The organism is Ardenticatena maritima (genome assembly GCF_001306175.1).
GTDB classification, from domain to species: domain Bacteria; phylum Chloroflexota; class Anaerolineae; order Ardenticatenales; family Ardenticatenaceae; genus Ardenticatena; species Ardenticatena maritima.
The window spans coordinates 167216-182841 of the sequence record NZ_LGKN01000009.1; the positions used below are offsets into that span (position 1 = coordinate 167216).

Annotated in this window: 14 protein-coding genes; 6 read left to right on the forward strand and 8 right to left on the reverse strand. The window is 61.8% G+C overall.

The annotated features are described in order from the left end of the window. Positions 1-50 precede the first annotated feature (50 nt). The 7 genes from SE16_RS13640 to miaB all read right to left on the reverse strand — a co-directional run bounded on the left by SE16_RS13640 (position 51) and on the right by miaB (position 8312). The gene (locus SE16_RS13640) at positions 51-1400 is read right to left on the reverse strand and encodes a substrate-binding domain-containing protein (protein ID WP_060687737.1); all 1350 of its coding nucleotides are present in this window, start codon (positions 1398-1400) and stop codon (positions 51-53) included. 86 nt (positions 1401-1486) lie between these two features. Beyond that, positions 1487-2545, reverse strand: coding sequence for an alpha/beta hydrolase (locus tag SE16_RS13645; protein ID WP_054492734.1), 1059 nt, complete (start codon positions 2543-2545; stop codon positions 1487-1489). A gap of 21 nt (positions 2546-2566) precedes the next feature. Next, positions 2567-3328 carry a 3-hydroxybutyrate dehydrogenase gene (locus tag SE16_RS13650; RefSeq protein WP_054492733.1) on the reverse strand — a complete coding sequence of 254 codons (762 nt, stop codon included), beginning with the start codon at positions 3326-3328 and terminating at the stop codon, positions 2567-2569. A 59-nt stretch (positions 3329-3387) separates the two neighbouring features. Further along, complete coding sequence (locus SE16_RS13655; RefSeq protein WP_054492732.1) at positions 3388-4929, reverse strand: acyl-CoA synthetase; 1542 nt, start codon at positions 4927-4929, stop codon at positions 3388-3390. Between the two features lie 48 nt (positions 4930-4977). Then, positions 4978-5718, reverse strand: a complete 741-nt coding sequence (locus tag SE16_RS13660) for a beta-ketoacyl-ACP reductase (protein WP_054492731.1) — start codon at positions 5716-5718, stop codon at positions 4978-4980. 23 nt (positions 5719-5741) lie between these two features. Then, positions 5742-6749: a 3-oxoacyl-ACP synthase gene (locus tag SE16_RS13665; protein WP_200907242.1), complete on the reverse strand. Its 1008-nt coding sequence runs from the start codon at positions 6747-6749 to the stop codon at positions 5742-5744. Between the two features lie 180 nt (positions 6750-6929). Next, on the reverse strand, positions 6930-8312 hold the full coding sequence (gene miaB, locus SE16_RS13670; RefSeq protein WP_060687739.1) for a tRNA (N6-isopentenyl adenosine(37)-C2)-methylthiotransferase MiaB: 1383 nt from the start codon (positions 8310-8312) through the stop codon (positions 6930-6932). Positions 8313-8529: 217 nt separating this feature from the next. Here miaB and SE16_RS13675 point away from each other — a divergent pair, with 217 nt between their 5' ends. Then, positions 8530-9390 (forward strand): bifunctional 5,10-methylenetetrahydrofolate dehydrogenase/5,10-methenyltetrahydrofolate cyclohydrolase, encoded by an 861-nt coding sequence (locus tag SE16_RS13675; protein WP_054492729.1) that lies wholly within the window; start codon positions 8530-8532, stop codon positions 9388-9390. A gap of 7 nt (positions 9391-9397) precedes the next feature. Then, positions 9398-10039, forward strand: coding sequence for a lysophospholipid acyltransferase family protein (locus tag SE16_RS13680; protein ID WP_054492728.1), 642 nt, complete (start codon positions 9398-9400; stop codon positions 10037-10039). A 38-nt stretch (positions 10040-10077) separates the two neighbouring features. On the opposite strand, the gene SE16_RS13685 is transcribed toward SE16_RS13680, so the two are convergent. Beyond that, entirely contained in the window at positions 10078-11283 is a 1206-nt protein-coding gene (locus tag SE16_RS13685) for an MFS transporter (protein ID WP_054492727.1), read from the reverse strand. A 153-nt stretch (positions 11284-11436) separates the two neighbouring features. Here SE16_RS13685 and SE16_RS13690 point away from each other — a divergent pair, with 153 nt between their 5' ends. The 4 genes from SE16_RS13690 (at position 11437) to SE16_RS13705 (ending at position 15558) form a co-directional block, all read left to right on the forward strand. Further along, positions 11437-12294 carry a phosphatase PAP2 family protein gene (locus SE16_RS13690; protein WP_054492726.1) on the forward strand — a complete coding sequence of 286 codons (858 nt, stop codon included), beginning with the start codon at positions 11437-11439 and terminating at the stop codon, positions 12292-12294. Between the two features lie 155 nt (positions 12295-12449). Beyond that, positions 12450-13616 (forward strand): COG1470 family protein, encoded by a 1167-nt coding sequence (locus tag SE16_RS13695; RefSeq protein ID WP_054492725.1) that lies wholly within the window; start codon positions 12450-12452, stop codon positions 13614-13616. A gap of 18 nt (positions 13617-13634) precedes the next feature. Beyond that, positions 13635-14594, forward strand: a complete 960-nt coding sequence (locus SE16_RS13700) for an ABC transporter ATP-binding protein (protein WP_054492724.1) — start codon at positions 13635-13637, stop codon at positions 14592-14594. After that, positions 14578-15558, forward strand: a complete 981-nt coding sequence (locus SE16_RS13705) for an ABC transporter permease (protein WP_054492723.1) — start codon at positions 14578-14580, stop codon at positions 15556-15558. The genes SE16_RS13700 and SE16_RS13705 overlap by 17 nt, the downstream gene beginning before the upstream one ends. Positions 15559-15626: the final 68 nt, after the last annotated feature.

The window sequence follows — 15626 nt, forward strand, 5'->3', positions numbered from 1 at the left end:
GGGGGTGTCTCCTTGGGGGCGCGGCGCTTGACCACGCCCCCACTCGCGATTTATGGGCAGCGGTTCAACTCAGGCGGCACCTGGCACGGGGGCGCTGTTTCCTCCGGACCAAACTCGCGCACCAACTCGAAGAAGCGAAATTCGGGGTCGTCGGTGTTGACGAGGCGCACCAGATACATCGGTTGCAACATCACGTGGTCTTCGGGGCGCACAATGTACTCGCCCTTGGGACCCTGGAAACGCAACTGTTCCAGCACAGGAATGAGCGCCGCGGCACTTGTATCGCCGCCCGTGGCTTCCAGCCCCGCCACCAGCATTTGCGCCGCCGTAAAACCGCCCTCGGTAAAGAGGTCGGGCGGCACGCCAAACGCTTCTTTGTGGCGCTGGACAAGCCAATCGTTCACGGCGTTGTCGGGCAACGTGTAGTGATACACGGAGACACCAACCGCCCCAATCGCGTCGGTATAGCCCGCGGCAATGGTCTGGTTGTCGCCGAAGCCTGTCGCCACCGTCATCTCATCGAAAATGCCCAACTGCTGCATTTGCTGGAAGAGCGGCACAAACCCCGCGCCCGCCCAGGTCACGATGAGCACGTCGGCGCCCGAATCGAGCACCTGGTTGAGGTAGGTGGTGAAGTCGGTGGTATCTTGCGGGATGAAAATTGCGCCGAATTGCTGATCGTTATCGTTGATGACGAATTGCCCGCCCAGCGATTTCACCACGTTGTAGAAGCCCATTGCCGAGCCGTAGCCAAAAGCATAGTCGGGGGCGATTTGCACAAAGGTGTCGCCCAGTTCCACCAGCGCCGCCCCCATGGTCAGCGCGTCTTGCACGCTGGTGCGGCTGGTGCGGAAGGTAAATTCGTTGAAGTTTTCGCCGGTAATGGCGGGACTGGCGGCGGGGGTGACGATGAGAATCTTCTCGTTCTCCTTGGCGACTTCCATGACCGCCAGCGTCGCGCCGGATGAGACGGTGCCCACCAGCACGTCCACGCCCTCGGCGGAAATCAGTTCACGCGCCTGGCTAACGGCGGTTTCGGGGTCGGATGCGTTGTCTTTTACAATCACCTCAATCGGACGCCCAGCGACTTGCATGGTGCCGTTCGTGGCGTATTCCAGCCCCAGGCGAAACCCGTTTTCCTGCTGCGGACCATAAATTGCCAACGCGCCGCTCTGGTCGGTCAGCAACCCGATTTTGATCGGTTCGCCTGTTGTCGGTTCTTCCGCTGCGGGTTCGCTTGTCGGTTCGGCGGCGGCTTCGGTGGCTGTGGGTTCGGGGGCTTGCGTGGGCTCCTCGGCGACGGTTGTCGGGGGTGGTTCCGTAGCGGGTGGGGTCTCAGCGCCCCCGCCACACGCCGCCAACGCAACAACCAAAACAATGAGTGCGAGCAGACGTTTCATCACAATTCTCCTCCTTATGTCAACTCAAAAACGGTGTTTGCGGCTGAACAATAGCGAATGGCTCACATACGCGCCTCCTCTCTTCATCAAGATTCGTCAAGCCAGGCGAACCATGCCGCTTGAAACTCGTCCGGGCGTTCCAGGTAGGGCGAATGTCCCGCGTCCTCGATGACTACTTCGCGAAAACGCCCGCCCTGTTCAGCGTATCGCTGGAAAACCGCGCGCGTTTGCGAGACCATGGGTTGCGGCGGGTACACGTCTTCACCAGGCCAGCCGGGCACCAACCCCAATTTGCCCAGGTAGCCAATGTCGAACATGGATGCGTCGGAAACAATCTGGTCGTCGGCGCCGCGCACCCAGAGCAACGGCGGTTTGGGCGTGATGGCGACAATCCCGCTCAGGTTGCAGTAGATGGGCGCCATGGTGTTGTTGATGCCCCGCGTACCGGGCGCCACCCCAGGCCAATGCGCTGAGGGCGTGCTGTCGCCGGGGTAATGGTCGGGACCCACGGCGGTGGAGAGCATGGCATCAAGCAGGGCTTCTTCGCGCGGGTGGATGAAGGGCGCTTTCCCGTAGAAGGTGCGCAGGACGTTGCGCGGCGAGGCGGGGCTTTCGGTGGAACGGTCGCCCGCCGCCAGCCGCTGGACAAATTCGGGGTTGGCGACACCGGCACCGCTCCCCGCCCCGTCGGGCCAAATGCGTTCGCCTTCCAGCCCTTTTGTGCCGCCATAGCCGTAAGGCGAGACCGGGCACACAACCGTCAGGGTACGCACCCGCTCAGGGTGTTCGATGGTGTACTGCATGGCAACACCGCCCCCCATGCTGTGCCCAATCAGGTGGAACGTGTCGAGGTCGAGGGTGTCCACAAGGGCGCTCAAATCATCGCTGAAATCACGCAAGCCGCGCGTGGCGTCCACCGGCAGGCGCTCGCTTTCGCCGTAGCCGCGCTGGTCGTATGCCACGGCGCGGTACGTGGGCGGCAACGCCAGCATCAACTCTTCCCAGAAGGTTGCCGAAGAGACGTTGCCATGCACAAAAACCACCGGCTCGCCGTCGGCGGGACCACGCTCCAAAAGGTGGAAGCGGCCGCGCGGCGTTTCCACCATGCGGCAGGTGATACCGTCTAAATGCGGAATATGGGACATAAGGCGCTCCTTCCTCTTCTCTCAACGTGCTGTCCAACCCAGGTCAATGGTCAACGCCGAGCCGGTGATTGCCCCCGCGCGCTCACTGCACAGGTAGAGCACCAGGTCGGCGACTTCGGACGGTTCAATGAGCCGCTTGATTGCCGCGGGTTCCAGCATGACGTGCTGCACGACTTCATCTTCACTGATGCCGCGCGTGCGCGCCTGATCGGCAATCTGGTTTTCCACCAGCGGCGTGCGCACATACGCGGGGCAAATGGCGTTCACGGTGATCCCATGCGCGCCACCTTCCAGCGCGGCGGTGCGCGTCAATCCAATCAGCCCATGCTTGGCGGCGATGTAGGCGCTCTTGAAGGGGGACGCCACCAATCCGTGAATAGAGGCGATGTTGACGATACGCCCCCAACCGTTGGCTTTCATCGAGGGCCACACGTACTTGGTCAGCAAAAAGGGGGCGGTGAGCATGACGGCAAGCATGGTCTCCCAGGTCTCTTCGGGGAACGCTTCGATGGGGTCAATGTGCTGGAAGCCGGCATTGTTGACGAGAATGTCCACGCGGCCATAGGTCGCCAACGTCGCGTCAACCACCCGCCGACACGCCGCACGTTCCGCCAGATTGGCATGGACAAAGAGCCCGTGTAACCGCTCAGCGACCGCCCGCCCCGCTTCGGCGTTGATGTCGGTGATGACAACGTGATATCCCTCGCGCGCCAGGGCTTCGGCAATCGCCAGCCCAATGCCGCTTGCCGCGCCCGTCACAATGGCCACTCGCTCTTCACGCATACAAGCCCTCCTTTGGGTGTTGGTTGTTCACGACACACCCTTTTTCGTATCATGGGCGGCTACGGTGCGCCAAATCGGCGCACGAGCGCTTGCTTGTCCACCTTGCCCGCGCCCGTCTTGGGGAGTTCGTCCACGAAGACCACCGATTTGGGGACTTTGTAGCCCGCCAGCCGCTCGCGCAACCACGCCAGCAACGCCTCGGCGCTGAGCGATTGCCCCGCGCGGCATACCACCACCGCCCGCCCCACTTCGCCCCATTTGGGGTCGGGCACGGGAATGAGCGCCGCCTCGCTCACCGCGGGATGACCGAGCATGACGCTCTCGACTTCCGCGGGGTAAATGTTTTCGCCGCCGGAGATGATGACGTCCTTTTTGCGCCCGACGATGTAGGTGTAGCCCTCTTCATCGCAGTGCGCGAGGTCGCCCGTGTGCAACCAGCCGTCCACAATCGTGCTCGCCGTGGCGTCGGGGCGGTTCCAGTAGCCGGGGATGACATGCGGTCCTCGGATGAGCAGTTCGCCGACTTCGCCCGCTTCGCAGTCGCGCCCATCGTCGGCGACAATGCGCGTTTCTACGTGCATCAGCGGAAAGCCCACCGCGCCCACCTTGCGCTGCACATCTTCGGGGGGAAGCCAGAAATTGTTGGGTCCCGCTTCGGTCAGCCCGTAGCCGGTTTTGAACGCCACGCCCTTCTCGAAAAAGCGCTCGAAGACGGGGCGCGGACAGGGCGCGCCGCCCGAAATGATGAGCTTGGTCTTCTCAAAACTCGCTTCCGCCCAACGGGGGTGTTCCTGCAACATGATGAACATGGTCGGGACGCCGAAAAAAAGCGTCGCCTCGCCCGTCGTCAGGAAGTCAAACACCTGGTCGGCATCGAACCCCGTGCAGACGATGGAATGCCCCCCCACGTGTACCAGCGGGGTGGTGAAGACATTGAGCCCGCCCGTGTGAAAAAGCGGCGCGTTCAAAATCGCCGTGTCATCGGCGGTCAAGCCCCATGTGCTCACCGTGTTGACCGCGTTCCACGTCACCGTGCCATACGTCAGGATGGCGGCTTTGGGCAAGCCCGTGGTGCCCCCCGTGTAGCACAGCACCCAAGGGTCGTCCAATGTGCGCGGCGGGGGCGTCGGCGCCCGCGACGAGGCGCGCGCCAGCATGTTCCCCCATTGCGGATGGACGCCGCTCAGCGGTTCATCCAGCGCCACGCCCAGCACATGGGGCATATCGTCCAACACCGCCGCGGCTTTGGGCGCATTGGCGGCGTCATACAACAGCAGGGTTGGCTCGCCGTCACGCACCAGCGAGCGCAATTCGTGCGCCGTCAACCGCCAGTTGAGCGCCTGCAAAATCGCCCCCGTCTTCTGGCACGCAAAGAGCACGTCCAAATACTCCACGCGGTTCTGCGCCAGCACCGCCACACGCTCGCCTTGCCGAACGCCCAACGCCCGCAACGTGTTCGCCGCACGGTTGGCGCGGGTGTTCCACTCCGCGTAGGTCATCCGCTCGCCGGTTTCCGCAATGGTGAGCGCAGGACGATGGGGGGAAAACCGCGCCCGTTTCGCCAGCCAATCCGTTGCACCGAAAACCTGCTGGTGAGGCATAGTCCACCTTGCCTTTTGACTTGTTGGATCTCTGCTCATGTTGGCGGGTCAAATCACCGCGCCGCCGTCCACACTGAGCACATGACCGTTCACATACGACGCCTCGTCAGACGCCAGCCAGAGATACGCCGCCGCCACTTCGTCGGGCGTGCCCATGCGCCCCAGCGGCACACGTTCCAGCAATTTGGCGATGACTTTTTCGGGAATGCCGGCGGTCATGCGTGTTTCGATGAAGCCGGGGGCAACCGCGTTCACACGCACCCCTTTGCGCCCCAATTCACGCGCCCATACTTTCGTCATGCCAATCACGGCGCTTTTGCTGGCAACATAGTTGGTTTGCCCAAAGTTGCCGTACAGCGCCACAACCGACGAGGCGTTGAGAATCACGCCCGCCCCCTGCGCCACCATGTGCGGCGCGACGGCTTGCGTGCAATGGAAAACGCCCGTGATATTGACATCGAGCACCGCCTGAAAATCATCGGGGGAAAGTTTGAGCAGTTGCGCATCGCGGATAATGCCCGCGTTGTTCACCAGAATGTCAATGCGCCCCCAAGCGTCCAGCACGGTGCGCACCATCGCATCCACCGAGGCGCGGTCGCGCACGTTGACCACCACCGCCAGCGCCGTGCCCCCCTGCGCCGCAATCGCATCGGCGACACGTTGCGCCCCTTCGGCGTCCAGGTCGGCGACCGCCACGCGCGCCCCCTCAGCGGCAAAACGCAGCGCCGTCGCCCGCCCAATCCCATGCGCCGCCCCGGTGATGATGGCGGTTTTGTTCGCTAATCGCATCGTCCTTGCTCCTTTCGTTGTCGCTACCAGCGTATCGCCACGGCGCTCCACGTGTAGCCCGTCCCCGCCGCCGCCAACACAACCAACGCGCCTTCATGAAGCACCCCGCGCGCATGCGCCAGTTCCAGCGCCATAATCTGGTCAACCGATTGCATGTGCCCGTATTCGTCCAGATAAAGCGACTGGTCGGCGCGCAATCCCAGCGCATCGAGCAACGCTTCATGAAACGAACGCTTCATGTGCACCAGCGCCAGAAAATCAATATCTTGCACACGTGCGCCGCTTGCTTCCACCGCCTGCTGAATCACACGCAGGAAATTGGGCATGGAAACCTCGCCCAAGCGCCGCCCCATAAAATCAAGGTCGGGCACGTCGAGCGTGTGCAAGCCGCGCGCCACCGTCTCCTGGCTCGGCGGCATACGGCTGCCCCCCGCCGGCATAATCACGGCTTCGCTGAGCGTGCCATCGCTGATGACGGCGCTCCCCAGAATGGTGTGCCGCCGCCACTCACGTTCCAGCAAGAGCGCCCCCGCCCCAGCCCCAAAGTTGAACATGAAACGGGCGCGCGGGTTGGCGTAATCCACCAGGTCGTTTTCGCGCGACGCCGTCACCAACAAGACGCGGCGCAGGCGAGCATCATCGCGCATCAGGGCGCGCGCGGTTTTCAGCGCGATAGGTGTGCCCGCGCAGAGGGCGTAGAGTTCAAACGCGGCGGCGTTGGACGCGCCAATCAAGCGTTGCACATGGGTGGCGGCGTTCCAGACGAAATGCTCTTTGTATTCGCTCCCGTGGTAGAGAATGAGGTCTATGCTTTCAGGGGGAACGCCCGCCCGTTCCAGCGCGAGGCGGGCGGCGCGCGCCGCCATCGCGGCGCAGTGGTCATCTTCGCCCGCCACATGTTTGCGGCGCAACCCCATCTTGTGCGCCACAACGTCTTCGGGAATGCCCGTCCGGGCGGCGACATCAGCCGCCGTTTCGACATGAGGGGGAACATACGTTCCCCACGCACGCAAACCAACCGAGAAAGCCACAAGCATGCTCCTTTGCGAGACGGGTTGTCAGGGCGTGGTGATACGATGAGGATAGCAAAAAGCGGTTACAAATGAGTTACACAGCGGGCGAAAACGGCGAAAAAGGGGCGGAGAAAGGGGCGAAAAGCAAAAAGCCGCGTCGCGGTGGCGACGCGGCTTTGGTTCTGCACACGTGGGGCGCTAGGGCGTGAGAATGTTTTCCATATCGAGCACGGGCGTTTTGGGCGGCGCATCGGCGGGCACGCCCTGCATGCTGTACGGTCCCGTCCAGGTGATACGCACTTGCGCCAAATCGCCGCGCCGGTCGCGCTCATCTTCAAAGAAGACCAACTTGTTGGTGCGTGTACGCCCGCGCCACTTGCCCTTGTGCAAATCTTCAACCAGCACCTCAACCGTCTGGTCCAGGTAGGCGCTGTTGATTTCCGCCATAATGTCGTGCATCAGGTCATCCAGCATCTTGCGGCGGCGTTCTTTTTCTTCCCACGGCACATCATCTTCCCAGCGGGCGGCGGCGGTATGCGGCCGCGGGCTGAAACAGGCGATATGCGCCTTGTCCAGTTTCAATTCCGCCAGCAAGTTGTACGTATCCATGAATTGCTCTTCGGTCTCGCCGGGGAAGCCAACGATGATATCGGTGATGATACTCGCCCCCGGCACCAGTTCACGGATACGATCAATCAGGCGGCGGTAATCGTCCACCGTGTAGCCGCGGCGCATACGGCGCAGCACGTCATCGTTCCCCGCCTGCACCGGGACTTCGATATGCTCCATCACTTTGGGCAGTTCAGCCACCGTGCGGAGCAGTTCATCGGTCATGTAATTGGGGTGCGATGTCAGGAAACGGATACGTTCCAGCCCTTCAATGTCATGCAGCACGCGCAGCAAATCAGGCAGGCGCGGTCCATCGGGCACGTCATACCCGTAGCGGTCAACAATTTGCCCCAACAGCGTGACTTCCTTCACACCTTGCTCAACCAGACTGCGCACTTCTTGCACAATATCACCAATACGGCGGCTGCGTTCACGCCCGCGGCGGTAAGGGATAATGCAGAACGAGCAGACATGGTCGCACCCATAGATGATGGGCACATGCGCCGTCACCTGTTTGCCGCGCACATGAGCGGGCAACACAATCTCGCCATCTTGCATGGCGTTGAGCGCCTGGCGTTGCTTCACCTGCTCGTAGTAGGCGTCGTAATCCCACTCGCGCCCGTCGAGATACGCCAGCAATGGACCAGGCTCACTCGGCGGCATGAAGACGTCCACCCAAGGCCACGCTTTGCGCAAAGGCGCCGGGTTCTTCACGCCCACAAGGCACCCCATCAACCCCACAATGGGACCGCCTTCGCCGCGCGTTTTGAGCGGTTTGAGGGACCCCAGGCGACCATAAATTTTTTGCTCCGCCTGCTCGCGCACAACGCAGGTGTTGAGCACAATCACGTCGGCTTCTTCGACCTCGTCGGTCCACTCATAGCCGCGCTTCTCCAATTCCGACCCCAAGCGTTGGGAGTCGGCGACATTCATCTGACAACCGATTGTCCAAATGTGATATTTTTTGCCCATCGCGCACCACCTCTCGCGCACTCAACGTGAAAAAACGGGCTCGCGCCCGTGTTGTGGTCAAGGTATTGTATTCAATTCCTCGGATACTGTCCAACGCTCTATGCCCATCGCTGTGCCCATCGCTCGTCTCACACGTGCCGCTTGCAAAACCTGCGCAATTCAGGACAATGACCGATGGCATGCACACGATCACTCACACGAAGCAAAGGGGGCTCTTATGGCAAACATTTTGGACGGCAAAGCACTGGCTGCCCGTTTACGTGAAGAACTGATGACCGAAGCCCAGGCGTTCATCGAAGCGACCGGGCATGTTCCCACCATTGCCATGCTTCGCGCAGGCGATGACCCCGCGCTGCTTTCACACGCCCGTTCGGTACGGCGTTCGTTTGAAAAAGCGGGGTTTGGTTTCCAGGAACACGAACTGCCCGCCGATTGTTCGCAAGCCGATTTGAGCGCCAAACTGGCTGAACTCAACGCCGACCCGCATGTGCATGGTATTCTCATTCAAGAACCACTGCCCAACCACATTGATGAAGACGCGCTCATCCTGGCACTCGACCCGCGCAAAGACGTGGACGGTGTCCACCCGCTGAACGCGGGGCTGTTGCAACAGCAGCGTGGGCGCTACCACGTCTCTTCAACGCCGCTGGGGGGCATCGCCATTCTGGACGCCTACAACATTGACGTGAAGGGCAAGCGCGCGGTAGTGATTGGGCGGAGCAACATTGTAGGCAAACCGATGGCGCTCTTGCTCCTTCACCGCCATGCGACCGTCACCATTGCGCACAGCCGCACGCAAAATCTGGCGGCGCTTTGCCGCGAAGCGGATATCGTGTGCGCCGCTGTGGGACGGGCGGGGCTTGTCACGCGCGACTTCATCAAGCCCGGCGCGGTGGTGATTGATTTCGGCATCAACTTTGTGGACGGCAAACTCGTGGGCGATGTCGCGTTTGATGAAGTTGCCGAAGTCGCCGGCTGGATTACGCCCGTGCCCGGTGGTACGGGACCCGTGACGTCGGTCATGTTGCTTCGCAACACACTCAACGCGGCAAAATGGTTGTTGGAAACGTCGTCGTGAGGGAGATATGACCGAGGAGCAAACCACATTCCCACCTTTGCCGCCGGCGCTGGAAGCGGTCCATATCGGGCGCGGCTGGCAAAAGATGGCGCAACGCATCTTTCAAACGTTGGGCTGGCGCGTTGAAGGCACATTGCCGAACGAACCCAAGTTCGTGATTGCCGCCGCCCCGCACACAAGCAACTGGGACGGGGTGTTGCTGCTCTTAGCCGCCACGTCGCTGGGGGTGCGGCTCAACTGGATTGGCAAGCACACGCTCTTTCGCCCCCCGATTGGTTGGTTCATGCGGCGGCTGGGGGGCATTCCTGTGGACCGGCGCAAGCGGCAAAACCTTGTGGACCAGGTGGCGGCTGCGTTCGCCAAACGCACGCACATGATTCTGGTGATTGCCACCGAAGCCACACGCAAGGAAGTGCCCTACTGGCGCTCCGGCTTCTACTACATCGCTCTGAAAGCGGGCGTGCCCATTCTGCTTGCGGGCCCCGATTACCCAACCAAGCGCATTGTGCTAGGACCGCTCATCTGGCCCAGCGGCGACATTGATGCCGACATGGAAAAAATCGCCGCCTGGTTCAACGCCAAGGGCTTGCGCGGCATCAAAGGCAAGCCGATGAGCCCGGTGCGATTGCGCCCGCGCGATGACGCCTGACCCCACGCAGAACACAGCAACGGTCTGAGCCGCTCGGCTCAGACCGTTTTTTGTTGCAGGCGGCGCTGAACCGTTGCGACGAACACGCCCCACCCCGCCAGCGCCAGCAACGGCGTCACCATGTAGAGCGCGCGAACACCAAACCGTTCAACAAACATCCCGCCCGACGTCGCCCCAAACAGCGACCCCAGACCGTACACCGTTCCCATGAACAAAAATTGTGCCGTGGCGCGGCGCTCCGAGGGGATGAGTTCCGCCAGCAACCCCATGCTCCCCACCAGGAATGTGCCAAACGAAAGCCCATGCAACACCTGCACCGCAACCGCCCACCCCGGCGAGGGAGAGACCACGTAGAGGAACCAGCGCAGGGCAAACACCAGGAACGCCACTTGCAAAATACGCGCCGAACCAAAACGCTGTGTCAGCCGCGACGCGTAGAAGACCACGGGAATCTCGCTCAGAGAGCCAATTGCCCAGGCAACGCCCACCAGGGTTTCCGACGCCCCCATGCGGTTCAAAAAGAGGCTGTAAAAGTTGTTGGCGGCGCTCATGGCAATCCCCAACAACAGCAACGCCGCCAGCATAAAAGTGAAGGGCGGCTTGAGCACATCGCGCACGCCTTCACGCAACGAGGCTTTGGCGCGCTGTCCACGTTCGGGGTGAAAGGGCGTGGTGAAAAACGTCATCACCAACAAGCCTATCCCCAGCCAGAAGAACATTTCAAAGAACGTCCATTCCAGAATTTTGCCTGTGAGCAAGGTCGCCAGCGTCCAGCCAATGGAGCCCCAAACACGAATTTCACCAAACGAAGAACGCCCGTATGCGCGCACGCTCTCGATCGTCAACCCGTCCAGCAGGGGCACGGTCGCGCTGTTGAGCGCACCGTACACAATCACCACCACAAACACCAGCGCAAAAGAGTCCACGCGCGAAAGCGCGAACAAAGCCAGCGCCACGCCCAACAGAATGGCTTGCAACAAACGCCGCTCGCTGGACACATTATCCGCCAGCGTGCCCCACACCAGCGACATGGGAACCGAGACCGCCGTCACCACCGCCGCCAGCAAGCCGATTTGCTCATCGTTCAAGCCCAGGCGGGCGTAGTAGAGCGGCAGGAACGGGAAAATTGCCCCCAGCGCCATGAAATAGAAGAAGTACGCCGCCCCCAGCGACCAAAGGCGCGCCGGCGGCGTAGCCGGTTCACATTGACACGTTGTGGAAAGTGTGAGTGATGGATTCGACATAGAGCACCTCGCGTGTTCAAAAAGAAAAACAACCCGCCAGACGGGGGTTGCCGGTCGCCAACATGGCTTGTTTGAGATTTTGGCAGTGCGCGATAGACTACGCCGCGACATCATACCAACAACTGTTTGCCAGGCAAACTTGACGGAGGCACAATGCACGAATGGGGGTATCTCATCATTCAGGCGCTCCAAAACGCCCGCACACCCTGGCTTGATGCGTTGTTCAAAGCCCTGACGTGGACGGGCAATGAAGGGTTTTACCTCGTTTTCGTTCCCTTGCTCTACTGGGGCGTTCATCCGCGCTTTGGGTTTCGCTTTTTCCTCGTCTTTATGCTGACCGGCGCGGTCAACACGCTTGCCAAACTGGCGCTCATCCAACCCCGCCCCTCACCCGCGCGCGTGCTGCATCTTGTGGAAGCCGATGGGTTCGGTTTCCCCAGTGGGCACGCTCAAAACGCCGTCGTTGTGTGGGGGTGGCTGGCGGCGCAAAGCCGCCAACCGTGGGCGTACATTGCCGCCGCCGTCATGGCGATTCTGGTGGGCGTCTCGCGGGTCTATCTGGGGGTGCACTTTCCGCACGATGTGCTGGGAGGCTGGCTGTTGGGGCTGCTCGTCTTGCTGGTGGCGCTGCGTATCGAAGCCCCCCTGCAAGCGTGGCTGGCACAACGCTCCACCACGGCGCACCTCTGCCTGGCGCTCGCCCCTCTGGCGGTGCTGCTCTTCACCCGCGATACAACCCTCGTTCGCCAAACCGGCGTGCTTGTGGGAACGCTGGTCGGGTTCTGGGGGGAACGGCGCACCGTGCGCCTGGGTGCGCCGCCAACCGCCGCCGCGCTGCTCCTGCGTTTTGTGGTGGGCGGTCTCGGCGTGGCGCTGCTCTACACCGTACCGCGCGCGCTCCTGCCCGCTGAGTGGTGGGCGGCGGCACTGCGCTATGCGCTGTTGGGGCTCTGGCTGGCGTGGGGCGCGCCCATCCTCTTCGCACGCCTGGAACGGCGGCGCGGCGCATAAAAAACTTTGCCGCACAAAATTTCTAGCACTCACACTCCGCTTTTGCTTGCAAGCGCCAACGCTTTGTCTATAATCTCGCGCCGTGTGCAACCAGTTTGTTGCGTGTTCGTTCGTGTCCAACTCAACCATCAAGCGAACAAAGGGAGGGAGACGCAATGCGAACACTTCGCTGGCTGTTGGTTGCCGTGGTTGCGCTGACCTTTGGTGTGTTCCCCGTTTCGGCGCAAGAAGGTGTGACTGAAACCCCTGCGATTGACGTCTTCTCGCGCTACCCCGTGCAAGTGTTGGAAGCCGGTCAACGTGCTGATTTTGAACTGCGCTTCAACGTGACGGGTGTCGCGCAAACCATCTACCTCGACCTGGAAGGCTTGCCGGAAGGGTGGGACGCCACCTTCCAGGGCGGCGGCGATACCATCCAGGCGATCTATGTCCGCCCCGAAGATGAAGACCAGGTGGTGCGCCTACGCGTCGAAGTGCCCGACGGCGTGGAAGCCGGTTCCTATCCGCTGACGGTCATTGCGCGCGGCGACCGCGACACGGTGCGCGTGCCGCTGGAAATTCGCGTGAAAGAGCGTGTCCCCGCCAAACTCTCCTTCACGGTTGATTTGCCCGTTCTGCGCGGCACGCCAACCACCACGTTCCGCTACTCGGCGGAATTGAAGAACGAAGGTGATGAAGAAATCACCGCCAACCTGACCTACGAAGCGCCGCAAGGCTTCCTGGTCACCTTCAAACTGACCGGGCAAGAAACCACCAGCGTGCCGCTCGGTCCGAACGAATCGAAGCGCATCAGCATCGAAGTCAAGCCCTACACCGACGTGCCGGCCGGGCAATACCCCGTCAGTGTGGCGGCGGTAGCCGGTGAAAGCGTGGTGACGCTCGACCTGGTCGCCGACATCACGGGGCAACCCGAACTCTCGCTGACCACCGAAGACGGCCGCCTTTCGGCGAATGCGACCGCCGGCAAAGAAACGCCCGTCACGCTGGTGCTGCGCAACGACGGCACGGCGTCCGCGCTGAACGTGGAATTGAGCGCCTCGGCGCCGTCCAACTGGTCGGTGGAATTCGACCCCAAGACGATTGAAGAGTTGCCCGTGGGGCAAGAAGTCAAAGTCAACGCCACCATCAAACCCACCGAAAAGGCGGTGGCGGGGGACTACATTGTGACCATGCGCGCCCGCCCCGAAAACGGCAACACCGAATCGGCCGAATTCCGCATCACGGTAACGACTTCGACGCTCTGGGGCATTGTTGGTGTGGCGTTGATTGCGGTGGCTGTGGGTGTGGTGGCGCTGGCTGTGATGCGCTTTGGCCGCCGCTAATGGCGGAGGAGGTGCATCATGAGCAAGCAAAATGAATTCGTCATCGAAACACGCCATCTCACCAAAAAGTACGGCGATTTCGTCGCGGTCAACGACCTCAATTTGCGCGTGCGCCGTGGAGAAGTCTTTGGCGTGTTGGGGCCCAACGGGGCTGGCAAAACAACCACCATCCTCATGCTCCTGGGGCTGACCGACCCTACCGAGGGCGAGGTGCGCGTGCTCGGGCTGGACCCGACGCGCCGCCCGCTCTCGGTCAAATCGCGCGTGGGCTACCTGCCCGACCAGGTAGGCTTTTACGATGAACTGACCGCGCGCGAAAACCTGATTTACACCGCCAAGTTGAACGGGCTGCCGCGGCAAGAAGCCTATCGCCGCATCGAGGAGGCGCTGACGCAAGTGGGCTTGGCGCACGTCGCCGACCAGCGTGTGGGCACGTTCTCGCGCGGTATGCGCCAGCGCCTGGGCGTGGCTGAAATTTTGATGAAGCAGCCCCAACTCGTCATCATGGACGAACCGACCCAGGGGCTGGACCCCGAAGCCTCGCGCGAGTTTCTCGACTTCATCCGCCAGTTGAAGCAACAGGGCATCACCATTTTGCTCTCGTCGCACTTGCTCTATCAGGTGCAAGCGGTCTGCGACCGTGTGGGGCTTTTCCACCGCGGGCGCATGGCGCTGGAAGGCACGGTGCAAGAATTGGCGAAGAAAGTGCTCGGGAGCGGGTATCGCGTCTTTGTGGAAGCCAGCGGCAACCAGGAAGCCATCCAAAACGCGCTGGCGGCGCTCAAAGGCGCAAGCGAGGTGCGCGTGGTCGGCAACAACCGCTACGAAATCGCCGCCACGCAAGACCTGCGCCCCGAAGCCGCCAAAGCCGTCATCGAAGCGGGCGGCAAACTCTTCTCGCTGGCTGTTGAAGAGCCGAACCTGGAAGAGATTTACGCCCGCTACTTCAAGGAGGTGGAACATGGCGAAGCCGCATGAGCAAGCCATCCGCATCCGCGAGGGCTCTCCATGGACGGGGCTCTGGGCGGTGGTGGGCAAAGAAATGGCCGACCACCTGACGAGCGCCCGCATGCACATTCTCGAACTCATCATCCTGCTGACGGCGGCGGGCACCGTCTTTGCCGCGTCCGAAAACTTGCGCACCACGGTCGGGCAAGACCGCTTCCTGTTCCTGCGCCTCTTCACCACCGGGCGCGACCCTCTGCCGGCGCTGATTGGGTTTTTGGGCTTCCTCATTCCACTGATTGCGATTGCGCTGGCGTTTGACTCGGTGAATGGCGAATTCAACCGGCGCACCATGTCGCGCTTGCTGGCGCAACCCATCTACCGCGACGCCCTGCTCTTTGGGAAGTTCCTGGCGGGGCTTTTCACGCTCTCGCTGGTGCTGAGCGTCATCTGGCTGCTCATCATCGGCATGGGCATTTTGCGGCTGGGGTTGCCGCCCTCGACGGAGGAAGTGTTGCGCAGCCTGATTTACCTTATCGTCGCCATCTTTTACGGCGGCGTCTGGCTGGCGCTAGCCATGCTCTTCTCCATCATCTTCCGCCAGCCGGCGACAGCCGCGCTCGCTTCCATCGCCGTCTGGCTCTTCTTCATCGCGTTCTGGGGCTTCATCGCCAGTTCACTCGCGCTGGTCATCAGCCCGGTGCGCTACGGCTACCTGGAAGAATACGCCCGCCTGGCGCAAACCGAGTTGTATCTGGCGCGGCTTGCGCCCAACACGCTGTACAGCGAAGCCACCATCGGGATTTTGCAGCCCGAAACGCGCGTGCTAGGTGTCGTGCTGCCCACGCAACTCCAAGGTGCGATCCTGGGGTCGCCCTTGCCGCTGGGGCAAAGCATCATGCTCATCTGGCCGCAGTTGACGGGATTGATTGCCGCGACCATTCTGCTCTTCGCACTGGGCTATGTCATCTTTCAGCGCCAGGAAGTGCGCGCCTGAGCGACGCACCCACACACAGGGCGGCCACAGCGCCGCCCTTTTTTGTGCCATTTGCCGCTTTCGGTGAA

Coding starts and splice junctions, on each gene's coding strand:
- SE16_RS13640 (WP_060687737.1), bottom strand. CDS start 1,400: ATGAAACGTCTGCTCGCACTCATTGTTTTGGTTGTTGCGTTGGCGGCG.
- SE16_RS13645 (WP_054492734.1), bottom strand. CDS start 2,545: ATGTCCCATATTCCGCATTTAGACGGTATCACCTGCCGCATGGTGGAA.
- SE16_RS13650 (WP_054492733.1), bottom strand. CDS start 3,328: ATGCGTGAAGAGCGAGTGGCCATTGTGACGGGCGCGGCAAGCGGCATT.
- SE16_RS13655 (WP_054492732.1), bottom strand. CDS start 4,929: ATGCCTCACCAGCAGGTTTTCGGTGCAACGGATTGGCTGGCGAAACGG.
- SE16_RS13660 (WP_054492731.1), bottom strand. CDS start 5,718: ATGCGATTAGCGAACAAAACCGCCATCATCACCGGGGCGGCGCATGGG.
- miaB (WP_060687739.1), bottom strand. CDS start 8,312: ATGGGCAAAAAATATCACATTTGGACAATCGGTTGTCAGATGAATGTC.
- SE16_RS13675 (WP_054492729.1), top strand. CDS start 8,530: ATGGCAAACATTTTGGACGGCAAAGCACTGGCTGCCCGTTTACGTGAA.
- SE16_RS13680 (WP_054492728.1), top strand. CDS start 9,398: ATGACCGAGGAGCAAACCACATTCCCACCTTTGCCGCCGGCGCTGGAA.
- SE16_RS13685 (WP_054492727.1), bottom strand. CDS start 11,283: ATGTCGAATCCATCACTCACACTTTCCACAACGTGTCAATGTGAACCG.
- SE16_RS13690 (WP_054492726.1), top strand. CDS start 11,437: ATGCACGAATGGGGGTATCTCATCATTCAGGCGCTCCAAAACGCCCGC.
- SE16_RS13695 (WP_054492725.1), top strand. CDS start 12,450: ATGCGAACACTTCGCTGGCTGTTGGTTGCCGTGGTTGCGCTGACCTTT.
- SE16_RS13700 (WP_054492724.1), top strand. CDS start 13,635: ATGAGCAAGCAAAATGAATTCGTCATCGAAACACGCCATCTCACCAAA.
- SE16_RS13705 (WP_054492723.1), top strand. CDS start 14,578: ATGGCGAAGCCGCATGAGCAAGCCATCCGCATCCGCGAGGGCTCTCCA.